Source organism: Pseudomonas palleroniana (assembly GCF_022836895.1).
Lineage (GTDB): Bacteria > Pseudomonadota > Gammaproteobacteria > Pseudomonadales > Pseudomonadaceae > Aquipseudomonas > Aquipseudomonas palleroniana.
On the sequence record NZ_CP092411.1, the window covers coordinates 3,995,430 to 4,011,887 of the forward strand.

The following is a 16,458-nucleotide window of genomic DNA, read 5'->3' on the forward strand; positions in this document are numbered from 1 at the left end:
CCTACTCCGCCACGCCCCACTCCGCCACAGCCACTTGGTTACGCCCCATGGCCTTGGCGCGATACAGCGCCTTGTCTGCGCTGTTCATCAAGCTGTGCAGATCCTGATCGGGGCTGCGTACAAGGGCCACGCCGAGACTGGCCGTCAGGCCCTGCACCGGCTCGACCGTCAGGCCGGAAATCGTCTTGACCAATTGCTCGGCGATATCGCGCGCGGTTTCCAGCGACGTGTTGGGCAGCAACACCGCAAACTCTTCGCCGCCGAGGCGACCATACACATCCGAATGGCGAAACGATGCACTGATCACCCCACCAATCTGCCGCAGCACGTGGTCACCGGCCTGGTGGCCGTAGGTGTCGTTGACGCTTTTGAAATGGTCCATGTCCATCATCAATGCGCACACCGGCTGCTGGTTATCGCGACATTGCGCATACCGCTGCTGCGCGTGTTCGAAGAACGCACGGCGATTCATCAGCCCGGTCAGTTCATCAGTCTGGGCGGCCCGTGTGGAGGCGTTATGGGCGCGTTCCATTTGCCGGGTCAGGCGAAAGGCCTTTTCCAGGGCGTCGGAAAATTTACGCGTAGCGCTGACCACGAAGGTTGAAAACACCAGCACTGCGATCGCCACGCCCACTTGCATCAGGGTCGGCTGAAACAGCAACCACAGCGTACATGGCAATAACACCAAGGCCATGGCGCCCAGGGTCATGTAGCGATAGGCCGAATAACACGAAACCGCACTGACCGACATGCCCACCGTAAACAACATCACCAGCACCTGGGACACACGGTCGTCGGGGGGCATCACCGCCAACGCGCCCATGCCCCAGATCCCGGCCGACAACATCAACGTGACCGCATAACGTCGTTCCCAGCGTGCGGGCGTGCGGTCGATATCAGGGCAACGAAACCAGTCCATGAACATTTTCAGGCGCAACAGTGAGGACACCGACAACGCCACCAACCAGATCAGCATGACCTGGTGGTTGAAGCGGTCCCAACACAGCCAGCAGAGCATGGCGGCGCCGAGGAAACTGCCGAAGATCGCGGCGAACGATTGGCGAAACAGCTGGTGCAAACGGTCCGTTCGCACCTGCTCTTCGATCACGCAATCCGGGTCCAGCCCATGCCCAAGGTTGCTCATGAAGTCAGCCTGCTTCGATTGCCATGATAAAGCCAGCATTGTGGCATCCGGCCAGCAGCTGGGACAACCGTCTCTCCGATGCCAGAGCCCTCAAAGCCCTTCAGGACGCAAAATCAACACCCCCAGCGGCGGCAAATTCAACGACAGCGACACCGGTTGCCCATGGCGCGGTTCTTCCTGGGTGAACACGGTGCCCCCATTGCCGTAGTTGGAACCGGCGTAGGTGTCGGCATCACTGTTGATCACCTCGCTCCAACGCCCGGCAAACGGTACGCCAACGCTATAAGCTTCGCGCGGCACCGGGGTGAAGTTAGCCACTACCAGGACCGGCCGGCCCTCCTTGCTCCAGCGCAGCCAGGCATAGACGCTGTTGATCGCGTCGTCGCCGATCAGCCACTGGAAGCCCTGGGGTACATCGTCCTGTTCGTGCAGCGCCGGCTCCTCGCGGTACAGGCGGTTCAGGTCACCCACCAGCTTCTGCACACCTTTGTGCTCGGCGTACTGCAACAAGTACCAGTCCAGTTGCTGGTCGTGGTTCCACTCACGCCACTGGCCGAACTCACAGCCCATGAACAGCAGTTTCTTGCCGGGGTGCATCCACATGAAACTCAGGTAGGCCCGCAGGTTGGCGAACTTCTGCCAGCGATCGCCGGGCATCTTGTCGATCAGCGAGTGTTTGCCGTGCACCACTTCGTCGTGGGAGATCGGCAGGATAAAGCGCTCGGACCAGGCATACACCAGGCCGAAACTCAGTTCGTTGTGATGGTGGGCGCGGTACACCGGGTCTTGCTGGATGTAATGCAGCGAATCGTGCATCCAGCCCATGTTCCATTTGTAGCTGAAACCCAGGCCGCCCTGTTGGGTGGGCTGGCTGACGCCTGGCCAGGCGGTGGACTCCTCGGCGATCACCAGCGCCCCTGGCGCCTCCAGTGCGACCACATCGTTCAAGTGGCGCAGGAAGTCGATGGCTTCCAGGTTCTCCCGACCGCCATGGCGGTTGGGCACCCATTCGCCGGCCTTGCGGGAATAGTCGCGGTATAGCATCGACGCCACCGCATCCACTCGCAGCCCATCGACGTGAAAGTGCTTGAGCCAGTGCAAGGCCGAAGCCAGCATGAAGCCATGGACCTCGGTGCGCCCCAGGTTGTAGATCAGGGTGTCCCAGTCCTGGTGAAAGCCTTCCAGGGGGTTGGCGTATTCGTACAGCGCCGTCCCGTCGAATTGCGCCAAGCCATGGGCATCGGTAGGAAAATGCGCCGGCACCCAATCCAGGATCACCCCGATATCCGCCTGGTGCAGGGCATTGACGAAATAGCCGAAATCCTCCGGCGAACCGAATCGGGCGCTCGGCGCGAACTGCGACAACGCCTGATAGCCCCAGGAGCCGCCGAACGGATGTTCCATGATCGGCATCAACTCGACATGGGTGAAGCCCAGTGACTGCACATAGGGAATCAACCGCTCGGCCAGTTCACGCCAGCCGTATTGGCGGGCTACTTCGCCCGCCTCGTCCAGCTCGCATTGCCAGGAGCCCACATGCAGTTCGTAGATCGACAACGGGGCGCTGCTCTTCTGCCGTTCGCTGCGTGACTGCATCCACGCCTGGTCCTGCCAGTCCACCTGCAAGGGGGCGGCGACTTTGGATGCCGTGTCCGGCGGCAGCTGGGTGGCCAGGGCCATGGGGTCGGCCTTGAGTGGCAGAATCCCGTGGGCGCCGAGTATCTCGAACTTGTACGCCGCGCCCGGTTGCAGGCGTGGAATAAAGATTTCCCATACGCCCGAGGGATGGCGCAGGCGCATCGGGTGGCGGCGGCCGTCCCAGATGTTGAAATCGCCCACCACCGATACGCGCCGGGCATTCGGTGCCCACACGGCAAAACGCACGCCCTGCACACCATCGACCGTGGTGACCTGGGCGCCCAGGCAACTGCCCAGGTCACGATGATTGCCTTCGGCAAACAGGTACAGGTCCATTTCCCCGAGGAGCAACTGGCTGAAACTGTAGGGGTCTTCGGTGATCTGTTCACCACCGGCCCAGTGGATTTTCAGCAGGTAGGCCTGGCGGGTGCCGAACTGCCCGACAAACAGCCCCGGCACCTGGGTCTGATCCAGGCTGCCGATCGGCTCGCCGCTATCACGGCTCAGTACCTGGACACTCAGGGCCTGCGGCAAAAATGCGCGGATAAATTGACCCCCTTGCTCGTCATCGTGCGGTCCCAGGATCGAGAACGGGTCCGGGTGCTCGGCGCGCACCAGCGCTTCGACGTCCCTGGACGCCGGCATTGCAGTCAACTTGGGCTGCAGCGGTTCTTTGTGCGTATAACTCATGACATCTCTCCACCGCGTGCATTTTTCGATATAGGTACAAGCCCATTGAGCAAGCTGTGCAGCCCCTGCAAGGGCACCGGCAACCAGCTCGGGCGGTTTTCCGCTTCGTAGGCTACTTCGTACGCGGCCTTCTCCAGGCTGAACAACGTCAGCGCTGCATCCTGGCCACCGGCATCCTGCCAGTCATGCGCCAGTGTAGACGTCGCCACCTGATAAGCCTCGGTGAACGCTTGCCTGGCCTCTTTGAGGTAGCGATCGGTCACGCGTTTGCGCGCCTGCTCGGCTTCAGGCGAGTTATCCACGCCTTGCCCCTGCACACTCAGGGCCATCGCCGCCGCGTAATCAAAGGAGCGCAACACGCCGCTCACATCTTTGTAGGGGCTGTGCTTGCCACGCCGTTCATGCAGCGGCCGCGCCGGTTCCCCTTCAAAATCGATCAGGAACGCATCCCCCTTGACCACCAGCACCTGGCCCAGATGCAAATCGCCATGCACGCGAATCCGCAGCCCGCCCGCAGTGGCTTTCGCCAGCGCCTGGACATGCCCGGCGATGGCCTTTTTCTGCGCCAGCAGTTCACTGACCAACGCCTGGTCGGCGGGGTTCAACTGTTGTTGATGAAGCTTGAGCAATTGCAGCGCACGCTCGATTTGTGCGCCGACATCCTTGGCCCAGGCCTGGGTGTGCTTGAGCGTGGTGGCTTCAGGCTTGAAGTCTTGGTTGGCGGTCGGCTTGGCCAGTACCTGGTGCATTTCACCCAGGCGTTGCCCCAGCAAACCGGCGAAATCCTTGAGTTCGCCGAGCGCGTTGTAATGCTGCTCCTGTTCGGACACGGCCTGAGCCAGCTCATCGCGAAGCGCCCGCTCCAGGTTGTTTTGCGTCCAGGCCCAGGCATCGCCCTGGTTACTCAAATAGCCTTGGGCGATCATCAACAGGTTGTCCTGGCCTTGGCTATCGCGGCGGATCACCGAGCCCAACAGCGGCGAGATATTGGGGTAGTTGGCGGCCGTCAGGTAAGCACTCATCTCCAGTTCCGGGTGCACGCCGCTGCTGACCTTGCGGATCAGCTTGAGCACCAGGTGTTCACCCACCACCACCGAGCTGTTGGACTGCTCGGCCGAGAGATAGCGCACCTCGGCGCTCTCCGTCAGCCCCAGGCTGCCCAGATGCTCGGTGGCTTCGAACCGCAGATCGCCTTCTGCGGTATTCAGCACCGAACCGGCCTGCAACCCCTGGATCACGGCGCGCACAAAGTGCTCAAGGCTGAACGCGTCGGTCACCAGCCCGACCTGACGCGCCCGGCGTACGCGGGCCATGGCCAGTTGCTGGGGCAAGGCGCTGGTGAACTGGTCTTCGGGCAAGAAGCCGAACGGCAACTGGTAACGGCTGACCTGGCCGCCACTGGTCACGTCGATTTCGCTGAGGAGTACAGGGTGCGCGGGATCGCCGAAACGTACGCCATAGGCAATATGCACACGGTCGATGGTCGCGTCCTTGCCGGCGAACCAACGCCGCTTGGGCAACCAGGTCGGCAACGCGGTCTGTTCCAGGGTGGTGCGACACGGTTCTTCGAGTAATTCTTCCATGCGTTTTTTCAGTACCAGGGTGGTGAAGTCGGGCATGCTTTGCGCAGGTTCCACATGCCAGCTGGGCATCTGGTTTTGCGCCGCCAGCACGAACCAATAGAAGCCATAGGGCGCCAAGGTCAGCAGGAAATGCAGTTGGCCGATGGGCGGGAACGCGTTGCCCCCGAGCATCTCCACCGGCACCATGCCGGCGAACGCCGACAGGTCCAGCTCGGCGGCCTGGGCGCTGCGTGACACGTTGGCCACACACAGGATGATTTCGGTACGCCCGTCTTCCCCCGTGTATTCACGGGTGTAGGCCAGAATGCGGCGGTTGCTCGGCGAGAGCATTTTCAAGCTGCCCCGGCCGAACGCCTTGGACTGCTTGCGCACCGCCAACATGCGCCGGGTCCAGTTCAGCAATGAATGCGGGTCTTGGGTCTGGGTTTCGACGTTGACCGAGAGGTAGCCGTATTGCGGGTCCATGATCGGCGGCAACACCAGGCTGGCCGGGTCGGCACGCGAGAACCCGCCGTTACGGTCGATGGACCACTGCATGGGCGTACGCACCCCGTCGCGGTCGCCGAGGTAGATATTGTCACCCATGCCAATTTCATCGCCGTAATACAGGGTCGGCGTGCCGGGCATCGACAGCAGCAGGCTGTTGAGCAACTCGATCCGGCGGCGGTCGCGCTCCATCAGCGGCGCCAGGCGCCGACGGATCCCCAGGTTGATCCGCGCACGACGGTCGGCCGCGTAGTAATTCCACAGGTAGTCACGCTCTTTGTCGGTGACCATTTCCAGGGTCAGCTCATCATGATTGCGCAGGAAAATCGCCCACTGGCAATTGGCGGGGATCTCCGGGGTCTGGCGCAGGATATCGGTGATGGGGAAACGGTCTTCCTGGGCCAGTGCCATGTACATGCGCGGCATCAGTGGAAAGTGAAAGGCCATATGGCATTCATCGCCGTCATCGCCCGTTTGTTCGCCGAAGTAAAGCTGCGTGTCTTCCGGCCACTGGTTGGCCTCCGCCAGCAGCATGCGGTCAGGGTAATGGGCGTCGATTTCCGCACGGATCTGCTTGAGCACCGCGTGGGTTTCGGGAAGGTTCTCGTTGTTGGTGCCATCGCGCTCGATCAGGTAGGGAATGGCGTCCAAGCGCAAGCCATCGATACCCATGTCGAGCCAGTACCGCATCACCGACAGCACCGCCTTCATGACTTGCGGGTTATCGAAGTTCAGGTCGGGCTGGTGGGAGTAAAAACGGTGCCAGAAATACTGGCCGGCGACCGGGTCCCAGGTCCAGTTGGACTTTTCGGTGTCGAGGAAAATGATTCGGGTGCCATCGTATTTCTGGTCGTCATCGGACCACACGTAGAAATCCCGCGCCGCCGAACCCGGCTTGGCCTTGCGCGCACGCTGGAACCAGGGATGCTGGTCGGAGGTGTGGTTGATCACCAGCTCGGTGATGACCCGCAACCCGCGTTGATGCGCTTGAGCGATAAAACGCTTGGCGTCGGCCAGGGTGCCGTAGTCACTGTGCACGCCTTGGTACTCGGCGATATCGTAGCCGTCGTCGCGGCGTGGCGAGGGGTAGAACGGCAGCAGCCAGATCGTGTTGACGCCCAGGTCGGCGATGTAGTCAAGCTTGTCGATCAGCCCGGCAAAGTCGCCGATGCCGTCGTTATTGGCGTCGAAAAAGGATTTGACGTGAACCTGATAGATCACCGCGTCCTTGTACCACAGTGGGTCTTTGATGAACGTCGCGGAACTGGGTCTCTTCGCCATTGGAAACTCCTGAATAGGCTATTTGTGCAGGCCGGATCCCACAGGACTCAAGCAACGCTGATGCGCCAGATGCCGAACGGCATATGCGGTTCAAGCCGCGTCCACTGGGTCTTGCCATACCAGGTCCAGCGATGGCCGCTCATCAGGTCTTCGCCCTGGGTCTGGGCGTCGTCCGGCAGGCCCAGCTCCCACAACGGCAGTTCGAAGTGCGCTTCCTGGGCGTTATAGGGGTCAAGGTTGACCGCCACCAGGATGAAGTTGTCGCCCTCCTCAGTGCGCTTGCCGAAGTACAGGATGTTGTCGTTCCAGGCGTTGTACAGTTTCAAACCCAAGTGCGTATGCAATGCCGGGTTCTGGCGACGGATGCGGTTGAGTTGGGCGATCTCGGCGATGATGTTGCCGGGCGCGGTGAAGTCCCGTGGGCGGATCTCGTACTTCTCGGAGTCCAGGTACTCTTCCTTGCCCGGCACCGGCGCGGCTTCACACAACTCAAAGCCCGAATACATGCCCCACAACCCCGAGCCCATGGTGGCCAGCGCGGCGCGGATCAAAAAGCCGGGGCGGCCGGATTCATGCAGGAAGCCGGGGTTGATGTCCGGCGTGTTGACGAAGAAGTTCGGCCGATAGCACTCGCGCCATGGCGATTGACTCAACTGCGTGAAGTATTCGCTCAGCTCGGCCTTGGTATTACGCCATGTGAAATAGGTATAGCTCTGGGAATAACCGACCTTGCCCAGGCGCGCCATCATCGCCGGCGTGGTGAACGCTTCAGCCAGGAAGATCACCTCGGGGTACTGGGCGCGCACGTCGCTGATCAACCATTGCCAGAACGGCAGCGGCTTGGTGTGCGGGTTATCCACGCGAAAGGTCTTTACGCCCTCTTCCACCCAGCCCACCACAATGTCGCGCAGCTCGGTCCAGAGGCTAGGGATCGCATCGGCGGCATAGAAGTCGACGTTAACGATGTCCTGGTATTTTTTCGGTGGGTTCTCGGCATATTTGATCGTGCCGTCCGGGCGCCAGTTAAACCAGCCCGGGTGCTGCTTGAGCCACGGATGGTCCTGGGAGCACTGGATGGCGAAGTCCAGCGCAATCTCCAGGCCATGCTCGGCAGCCGCCTGGACCAGGCGGCGGAAGTCGTCGCGGCTGCCCAATTGCGGGTGAATCGCCTCGTGGCCGCCGTCTTCACTGCCAATCGCGTAGGGGCTGCCAGGGTCATCGGGGCCTGCCGTCAACGCGTTGTTCCGACCCTTGCGGTGGCTGCGACCAATCGGATGGATCGGCGGGAAGTACAGCACGTCAAAGCCCATGTCCTGGATCATCGCCAGGCGTGAGTGCACATCGTTGAACGTGCCGTGACGCGCCGGGTCGTCGGTGATCGAGCGGGGAAACAGCTCGTACCAGCTGGCGAATTGAGCCCGCTCGCGCTCCACGTCGATCGGGTAGATCTTACTGATGCTCAGGTAGGCGCGATGGTCGGCCTGGGTCATCAGGTGTGCACTGTCTTCGTGCAGGAACTGCGCGACCTGCTCGGTTTCCAGCAAGCCGGAGAGTTCGTGATGCAGCAGCATCAGGCGGTCACGCAGCTCATTGTCACTGCGTTCGGCGGCCTGCAGCACCAGGCTGCGGCCCTCCTGCAACTCGAGGCTGACCGGCACCCCGGCCTCATGCTTCTTGCGCAGTTCATAGCAAAAGCTGGCGAAGGTATCGATCCAGGCTTCGATGCAAAATTCGTGGGGGCCTTGGGTCGTGACGGTGAACGCGCCTTCCCAGCCGTTGTTGCCGACATCCGTCATCACCACGCTGTGCCAACTCTGCTCATCCAGGGCGCGCCAGCGGATCAGCACCGCAAGCTGGTCATGGCCGTCGGCAAACACCTTGCTGGTGACGTTGACGCGCTGTCCGACCACGGCTTTCACGGCAAACTCGCCGCCGTCGATCACAGGTGTGGTGCTCTCAATCGCGATCCGGGGCAATAACAGCGCCTGGGACAGCGGTAATCGGGAATCTTCTGGAGCCTGTATTTCAGCAGTCATCGAGCTTCTCCCCCTAACGCCCTGTGGACGCGCTTGTGTGCTTGATCCAATGGCCAGACGCCCAGTGCTCAACCTGGATCGGGCCGTCATAGGTCCGAGCCTGGGCCAGTGTTAAAAGTTCAGGCGGATATGCCGCCATCGGGCGGGGAATCAATTCGCCCGGGTGGCTGTCCACCGATAGAGCAAAGCACAAAGGAGGCCACACCGATGACTATCCCGATCCCGGCGGAAACCCCGGACCCGAATATCGACAAACCGACCCTGCCGCCGACAGAGCCGGAGCCGATCCCGGAGAAAGAACCCCCGGAAACCCAGCCGCCGCCGGTGGAAGAACCGCCGACCACCATGCCGCCGGTAATCGTCAGTCCTTCTCCAACAGCTTGACGATCCGCGGCATGATGCTGAACACCGCCAGGGCCAACAGCGTACTGAGCACCGCCGTGGACTCACGCCCCATTCCCGCCGCCACGCCAATCGCGGCGGTCATCCACAGGCCTGCGGCGGTGGTCAGCCCTTTGACGTGCTGGCCCTCCTCATCTTCCTTGCCCTTGAGAATGGTGCCGGCCCCCAGAAAGCCAATCCCCGCAATGACCCCCTGCAGTACCCGGCTCATGGCGTCCGCCTGGCTGCCGGACATCTGCGGCACCAGCACGAACAAGGCCGCGCCCAAGGCCACCAGCATGTGAGTGCGGACCCCGGCCGCCTTGCCTTTTTGTTCCCGTTCAAAGCCGAGGATGCCCCCCAGGATCGCGGCAATCACCAGCCGTACAGTGACTTGGGTGAGCTGCCTGGCATCGCCGATATCGGCGAACTCGGCCAACAGGGTGCGCCACACTTCGTGCAACCACGTGTCCATTAAGCTTGTCCTTTTTTTATGATGGTTACCGGATGGACAGCAGCGACCGCCAGTCAGTTGCCTTGAACCCCAGGCAAACCGCTAGCCCTAAATGTTATCCGGGGTAAAAAAAAGGAAATCAGCATGCCCGTCCGTATCGAACACCAGACCTGTTACTTCAAGATCGACGAAAGCGGCCAGGAGCAACGTCTCGACGCCGCCGACGTGACCGTGAGCACAGACAGCGCAAAGTCCATGTCCTATGTGCAACTCGATGACCGGCGCCTCTACATCACCGAAGCTGAGGCGGATGCCTTGACCGTCGCAGGCGCCCAGGATGGTCGCAAGCATGTGAAGGCGACGGATGATGATTCGGTGATTTGACTGATCCGCATCCAGCTGCGCTGAATCACCGCTGCACTGTGCATAGCACTGGGTGCAGCAGATTGTCGCAGACGTTGCGTCACAGCCCATCTGATCTGCTTTTTATCGCCATAGCTGAGTCTGTTATGCAAACAGCGCCACGCGCATAGTTCATTGGCCTGATGGAGGCTGATGAGCGAACGACCATGAGCGAAAGAATCCCTACCGTGGAAACCTTTGAGCCCATCCACCCAAAGAAGGTGAAGGCCAAATCCAGCGACAACCTGATCCATACCCGCAGCTTCACCGGCCTGTTCCGCACCTTGCGCATGGCCGGTGCGGGCTTTCTGTTCCTGGCGTTTTTCGGCACCGTGTGGCTGAACTGGGGTGGGCGCCAGGCGGTGCTATGGGACTTGGCGGAGAGTAAATTCCACATTTTTGGTGCGACCTTCTGGCCCCAGGACTTCATCCTGCTGTCGGCGTTGCTGATCATCTGCGCCTTTGGGCTGTTTGCCATCACCGTATTCGCCGGTCGTGTGTGGTGCGGCTATACCTGCCCACAGAGTTCGTTCACCTGGCTGTTCATGTGGTGCGAGAAGGTCACCGAAGGCGAACGCAACCAGCGCATCAAGCTGCAGGCGGCGCCCTGGAGTCTCAACAAACTGGCGCGGCGCTCGGCCAAGCACACCTTATGGCTGGGCATCAGTGTGCTGACCGGGTTGACCTTTGTCGGCTATTTCACACCGATCCGCCCCCTGGCCGCCGAACTGCTGAGTCTGCAAATGGGCGGGGTCAGTCTGTTCTGGGTGTTGTTCTTTACCGGCGCGACCTACCTCAACGCGGGCTGGCTGCGCGAAGCGGTGTGCATGCACATGTGCCCCTATGCGCGGTTCCAGAGTGTGATGTTCGACAAAGACACCCTGACCATTTCCTACGATGCGGCCCGTGGTGAACACCGTGGCCCGCGCAAACGCGAGGTCAAACCCTCCGACGTCGGGCTGGGCGATTGCATCGACTGCCAGCTGTGCGTACAGGTCTGCCCCACCGGCATCGACATCCGCGACGGCTTGCAAATGGAATGCATCGGCTGCGCGGCGTGCATCGACGCCTGCGATTCGATCATGGACAAAATGGGCTATGCCCGTGGCCTGGTCAGCTATACCTCTGAACACCAACTGCAAGGCGGCAAAACCCACCTGCTCAGGCCACGCCTGATCGGCTACAGTGCCGTGCTGCTAGTGATGATCGCCGCACTGGTGGTAGCCCTGGTGGGGCGGCCGATGGTGTCGCTGGACGTCACCAAGGACCGTGGCATGTTCCGCGAGAACAGCCAGGGCTTGATCGAGAACATCTACAGCCTCAAGGTCATCAACAAGACCCAACAGCGCCAGGACTACCGCCTGGAACTGGAAGACGCCGCAGGCTTTCAGCTGCAAGGCAAGACCGAGATCAGCCTGGCACCGGGGGAAATCAGCGATATACCGGTGTCGGTGGTCCTGCTGGCGGACAAACCGACAACCAGCTCGCAGACCCTGCGCTTCAAGGTGACGGACATCGACGAGCCCTGGATCCATAGCGCCGCCGATAGCCGCTTTGTGGCGCCGATGAACCGATGAAAACCCAGTGTTGAAACACTGGCACTGACTGCTGCGCTTTTGATCTGCTTTTGATCTGCTTTTGATTTTGATCTTAGGCGCCCCGTTAAACCACGCTGGCCGAACGCAGGCTTGAATCCGTGGGTAACCCGGCAGGACGCCGGGTTAGCCGCCCCGCGCCATGGATGGCGCGTGGCGGCGGCCCACGGATTCAAGCCTGTGTTCGGGCACACCGAGCCTGAGCGAGGTGCCGAGTGGTGGGGCAAAGCGTTTTTGGTTACTTTTGGCGCTCTTCCAAAAGTGACCCGCCGTAAGGGCGGAACCCTAAGCCGCCGTTACCGCAGCAATGGATATGTACACGACCCACATCCCGGTCGGCTGACAGACCGCCACGGGAGCAAGCTCCCTCGCCACAGGTTTCAACTTGGCACCGGGAGCAAGCCCCGTCCCACACCTTTAGCCGTGCTCATTCTAAAAAACCACCCAAGGCCCCCATGAAACGCTACGAAAAATTCGCCGACGACATCGCAGAACTGATCCGCACCGGCGTCCTCGGCCCCGGCCAGCGCGTCCCATCGGTGCGCTATGCCAGCCAGACCTACGGCGTCAGCCCATCCACCGTGTTCCAGGCCTACTACCTGTTGGAGCGCCGCGGGCTGATCCGCGCACGGCCGCGTTCGGGCTACTTCGTCAACACCCATGCCCCCCGCCCGTTTTCCGAACCGGTCGTGAGCGAACACGTGCACGAGTCCACCGAAGTGGATGTGAGCGAACTGGTGTTTTCGGTACTCGACTCCATCAAGGACCCGAATACCGTGCCCTTCGGCTCGGCCTTCCCCAGCCCCATGCTGTTCCCATTGCCACGCCTGGCGCGCTCCCTGACCAGCGCCAGCCGTGCGATGGACCCGCGCCTGGTGGTCACCGACATGTCGCCGGGCAACCCGCAACTGCGTCGGCAAATTGCCCTGCGCTACATGGTCGGCGGCCTGATGCTGCCCATGGAGGAGTTGCTGATCACCAACGGCGCCCTCGAAGCCCTGAACCTCTGCCTGCAAGCCGTGACCGAACCGGGCGACCTGGTAGCCATCGAGGCGCCCGCGTTCTATGCCTGCCTGCAAGTGCTAGAACGCTTGAAACTCAAGGCCGTGGAAATCCCCGTGCACCCGCGTGACGGCATCGACCTCAATGCCTTGTCACAAACCCTTGAGCGCTACCCGATCAAAGCCTGCTGGACCATGACCAGCTTTCAGAACCCCATGGGCGCGACACTGCCGCAAGCCAAGAAACAGGCGTTGGTGGAACTGTTGCGCAGCCACCAGGTGCCGTTGATCGAAGACGATGTCTACGCCGAGTTGTACTACGGGCAACAGCCGCCCAAACCGGCGAAAGCCTTCGACACCGAAGGCTTGGTGATGCACTGCGGCTCGTTTGCCAAGAGCCTGGCGCCGGGCTACCGCGTCGGCTGGGTGGCGGCCGGGCGCTTTGCACAGAAGGTCGAGCGCTTGAAGCTGATGACCTCGCTGTGCCCCTCCATGCCGGCGCAGGCGGCGATTGCCGACTACCTGCAACACGGTGGCTATGACCGACACTTACGTAAATTGCGCTACGCCCTGGAAGAACAGCAGAGTGCCATGCTGGCCGCCATCGCCCGCTACTTCCCCGCACAGACGCGGGTCAGCCAACCGGCCGGCGGGTATTTCCTGTGGCTGGAACTGCCGGAGCAGACCGATTCGCTCAAGCTGTTCCAGATGGCCTTGGCCCAAGGCATCAGCATTGCGCCGGGGCCGATTTTTTCGGCAACCCAGCGTTTCAGAAATTGTATCCGCTTGAATTACGGCAGCCCCTGGACCGAGGCTTCAGAGAAGGCCATGGAGACGTTGGGGCGTATTGTGCGCTCGTTCTAACGCCCGCCGCCCAAGTCGAGGAACGTCCCCGTGGTATAGGAAGCCTTGTCCGACAGCAGCCAGATAATCGCCTCCGCCACCTCATCCGGGCGCCCGCCACGGGCCATCGGGATACCGGACTCCAGCTTGCTGACGCGGTCCGGGTCGCCACTGAGGGCATGGAAGTCGGTGAAAATGTAGCCGGGGCGCACCGCATTGACGCGAATGCCCTCGCCCGCCACTTCCTTTGACAGGCCAATGGTGAAGGTATCCAGAGCGCCCTTGGACGCCGCATAGTCGACATACTCACCCGGTGAACCCAGCCGCGCCGCCACCGACGACACGTTGACGATACTGCCGCCCTGCCCTCCGTGCCTTGGCGACATGCGCAGCAGCGCGTGCTTGGCACACAGGATCGGGCCCAGCACGTTGGTTTTCATGATTTTCAGGATACGGAATTCGGACATCTCATCGACTCGCGACTTGTGCCCCACCGTACCGGCGTTGTTGACCAGCGCGGTGACACGCCCCAGCTCGGTATCCACGCGATGAAACAGTGCGATCACCTCATCTTCAATGCTGACATCCGCCCGCACGGCGATCGCCTGCGCCCCTAGCGCGCGGACCTGTTCCAGCACGCGCAGGGCCGCGGCTTCATCCGACTGATAGTTGATGCAGATGCGATAACCCTGCCGGGCAGCCAACAGTGCCGTCTCGGCGCCGATCCCTCGGCTACCTCCGGTGATAATGACGACTTTATCCATGGGTGCTGCCTCCTGATTCAACCAAACGTTTAGGGTTGAATCCAGAATACCTGTCACACCTCGTTCTTGTCAGGCGCTGCCGCGTCTTCGGCCCGCCGGATATCCGCCATGAACCTGTCGGCCGGTAACGGGTGGCCCAAAAAGTAGCCCTGCAGAGCGTTGCAGCCCAGGCGCGTCAGAAAGCTTTGCTGAACATCCGTTTCCACGCCTTCGGCAACGATTCGCAGCCCCAGGGCCTGGCCCAGCGCGACGATCGCCGAGACGATCGCCGCATCGTCGCTGTCGTGCTCCAGGTCACGCACGAACCCACGGTCGATCTTCAACTCGTTGGCCGGCAGGCGCTTGAGGTACATCAGGCTGGAATAGCCGGTGCCGAAGTCATCGATGGACAGGTCGACGCCCATGTCCGAGAGCTGCTGCAATACCGCCATACTGGCATCGGCGTCGCTCATCGCGGTGGTCTCGGTGATTTCCAGGGTCAGGCTGTTGGCCGGCAATTGGTGACGGGCCAGGGCGGCGGCCACACTCTTGACCAACCCGGCATGGCAGAACTGCAATGCCGACAGGTTCACCGCGATCCGCCAATCCTGATAGCCCTCGGCGCGCCAGAGGGCCATCTGCCGACAGGCTTCATTGAGCACCCAGTCACCGATGGGAATGATCAAGCCGGTCTTTTCCGCCAATTCGATAAAGGTGGCGGGCAACAACAAGCCCTGTTGCGGATGCTCCCAACGCAGCAAGGCTTCGGCACCCACCGCCCGACCACTGAGCGCATCGAATTTGGGCTGGTAATGCAGGCGCAACTGCTGCTGTTCGATTGCGTTGCGCAAGTCCTGCAACAACTGCAGTTGTTTGCGCGCATTGGTGTTCATCGAGACATCGAAGAAGCTGTAGCCATTCTTGCCCATGCCCTTGGCGTGATACATGGCGGCATCGGCGTTCATCAACAGGTCTTCGGGGCTATTGCCATTGCCCGGGAACAACGCGATACCGACGCTGGCGGAAATCTGCAGGTCATGCTCGGCCACCCTGAACGTCCGGTTGATCAGGTCGACCTGGCGCGCGGCCAGGCTCATGGCGTCGTCCGGTTGCATCAGTTGCACCAGCAGCACGAACTCATCGCCACCGATACGGGCCAGGGTGTCCTGGCTGCGCAGGTCTTCGCGCAAGCGTACACCCACTTCGCGCAGCAACTGGTCCCCCATGTGGTGGCCGAAGGCATCGTTGACCGGTTTGAAACCGTCCAGGTCGATAAACATCAACGCGAAGCAGCCACCTTGCTCGTTCACCGTCTGCATCGCTTGCTGGATGCGGTCGGAAAGCAACATGCGGTTGGGCAACCCGGTGAGCATGTCGTGCAAGGCCAGGTGGGTCAGTTCCTGGTTGGCCTGCGTCAGGGAGTCGGCCAGCACGGCGGTACGTGCCTCCAGGCGAGCATCTAGCAAGGAGGTCAACAAGGCGATGATCAGTACCGAGAGGCTGGTGACCAGCACCAGATTATCCAGGCCTTTGCCACTCAACCCCGACAATGCGGCGCCGCAATAACTGTCTTCGGGAAACTGGGCGGCCGCCATTCCGGTGTAGTGCATGCCGACGATGGCCACCCCCATGACCACCGCCGCGCCTGCGCGGGCCAAGCGGACATAGGGCGTATTGCGCCGCAGGTTGAAGGCGATCCACAACGCAGCGCCCGAGGCCACCACGGCGATCAGCAAAGACGCGCCAAACAGGCTGGGGTCGTAGTCGATACCCGGGGTCATGCGCATGGCCGCCATCCCGGTGTAGTGCATGCTGCTGATGCCCGCGCCCATCACCAACGCACCGAACCCCAGTTGCCAAACAGGCAGGCGTTGCTGGCTGACCAGCCACAGGGCAAAGCCGCTGGACAAGACCGCAATCAGCAACGATAGCGCGGTGATCTCGACGTCGAATCCCAATGCAAACGGCAGGCGCAAAGCCAGCATGCCGATAAAATGCATGGACCACACCCCCACGCCCATCGCCAATGCGCCGCCGGTCATCCATAAATACACCGCACGGCCCTGGGTGGTCGCGATGCGGCCGGCCATGTCCAGTGCGGTATAGGACGCCAGGATCGCCACGAACAGGGAGATCACCACCAAAGAGGGAGAATAACTACCGATGAGCATGGGTTTTCTC

11 protein-coding genes are annotated in these 16,458 nt (G+C 61.5%); 4 read left to right on the forward strand and 7 right to left on the reverse strand.

All coding sequences use genetic code 11. The features are described from left to right. Nucleotide 1 precedes the first annotated feature (1 nt). Genes MJP36_RS18135 through MJP36_RS18150 form a run of 4 tightly spaced genes read right to left on the reverse strand, consistent with a single transcriptional unit; the run spans nucleotide 2 to nucleotide 8,858 of the window. Entirely contained in the window at nucleotides 2-1,183 is a 1,182-nt protein-coding gene (locus tag MJP36_RS18135) for a GGDEF domain-containing protein (protein ID WP_060757035.1), read from the reverse strand. 51 nt (nucleotides 1,184-1,234) lie between these two features. After that, complete coding sequence (glgB, locus tag MJP36_RS18140) at nucleotides 1,235-3,472, reverse strand: 1,4-alpha-glucan branching protein GlgB (protein ID WP_244383682.1); 2,238 nt, start codon at nucleotides 3,470-3,472, stop codon at nucleotides 1,235-1,237. Further along, nucleotides 3,469-6,822, reverse strand: a complete 3,354-nt coding sequence (gene treS, locus MJP36_RS18145) for a maltose alpha-D-glucosyltransferase (protein ID WP_104993506.1) — start codon at nucleotides 6,820-6,822, stop codon at nucleotides 3,469-3,471. Before treS ends, glgB begins: the two co-directional genes overlap by 4 nt. 47 nt (nucleotides 6,823-6,869) lie before the next feature. After that, entirely contained in the window at nucleotides 6,870-8,858 is a 1,989-nt protein-coding gene (locus tag MJP36_RS18150; RefSeq protein WP_244383683.1) for an alpha-1,4-glucan--maltose-1-phosphate maltosyltransferase, read from the reverse strand. Nucleotides 8,859-9,065: 207 nt separating this feature from the next. Between MJP36_RS18150 and MJP36_RS18155 the strand changes: the two genes are divergently transcribed. After that, entirely contained in the window at nucleotides 9,066-9,242 is a 177-nt protein-coding gene (locus tag MJP36_RS18155) for a hypothetical protein (protein ID WP_178126910.1), read from the forward strand. Here MJP36_RS18155 and MJP36_RS18160 read toward each other — a convergent pair. Then, entirely contained in the window at nucleotides 9,220-9,714 is a 495-nt protein-coding gene (locus MJP36_RS18160) for an MgtC/SapB family protein (protein WP_090371370.1), read from the reverse strand. The genes MJP36_RS18155 and MJP36_RS18160 overlap by 23 nt on opposite strands. A 123-nt stretch (nucleotides 9,715-9,837) precedes the next feature. On the opposite strand from MJP36_RS18160, the gene MJP36_RS18165 reads away from it, so the two are divergent. The 3 genes from MJP36_RS18165 (at nucleotide 9,838) to mapR (ending at nucleotide 13,555) form a co-directional block, all read left to right on the forward strand. Beyond that, the gene (locus MJP36_RS18165; RefSeq protein WP_060757040.1) at nucleotides 9,838-10,077 is read left to right on the forward strand and encodes a DUF3203 family protein; all 240 of its coding nucleotides are present in this window, start codon (nucleotides 9,838-9,840) and stop codon (nucleotides 10,075-10,077) included. A 185-nt stretch (nucleotides 10,078-10,262) separates the two neighbouring features. Further along, nucleotides 10,263-11,672 carry a cytochrome c oxidase accessory protein CcoG gene (gene ccoG / locus MJP36_RS18170; protein ID WP_060757041.1) on the forward strand — a complete coding sequence of 470 codons (1,410 nt, stop codon included), beginning with the start codon at nucleotides 10,263-10,265 and terminating at the stop codon, nucleotides 11,670-11,672. A 473-nt stretch (nucleotides 11,673-12,145) separates the two neighbouring features. Further along, a complete protein-coding gene (gene mapR, locus MJP36_RS18175) occupies nucleotides 12,146-13,555 on the forward strand; it encodes a GntR family transcriptional regulator MpaR (protein ID WP_161550227.1) in 1,410 nt (469 codons plus the stop codon). Here the strand turns inward: mapR and MJP36_RS18180 are convergent. Next, nucleotides 13,552-14,298, reverse strand: coding sequence for an SDR family oxidoreductase (locus tag MJP36_RS18180; RefSeq protein WP_060757043.1), 747 nt, complete (start codon nucleotides 14,296-14,298; stop codon nucleotides 13,552-13,554). The two genes, mapR and MJP36_RS18180, sit on opposite strands and share 4 nt — an antisense overlap. Nucleotides 14,299-14,351: 53 nt before the next feature. Then, nucleotides 14,352-16,448: a putative bifunctional diguanylate cyclase/phosphodiesterase gene (locus tag MJP36_RS18185; protein ID WP_244383684.1), complete on the reverse strand. Its 2,097-nt coding sequence runs from the start codon at nucleotides 16,446-16,448 to the stop codon at nucleotides 14,352-14,354. Nucleotides 16,449-16,458 lie beyond the last annotated feature (10 nt).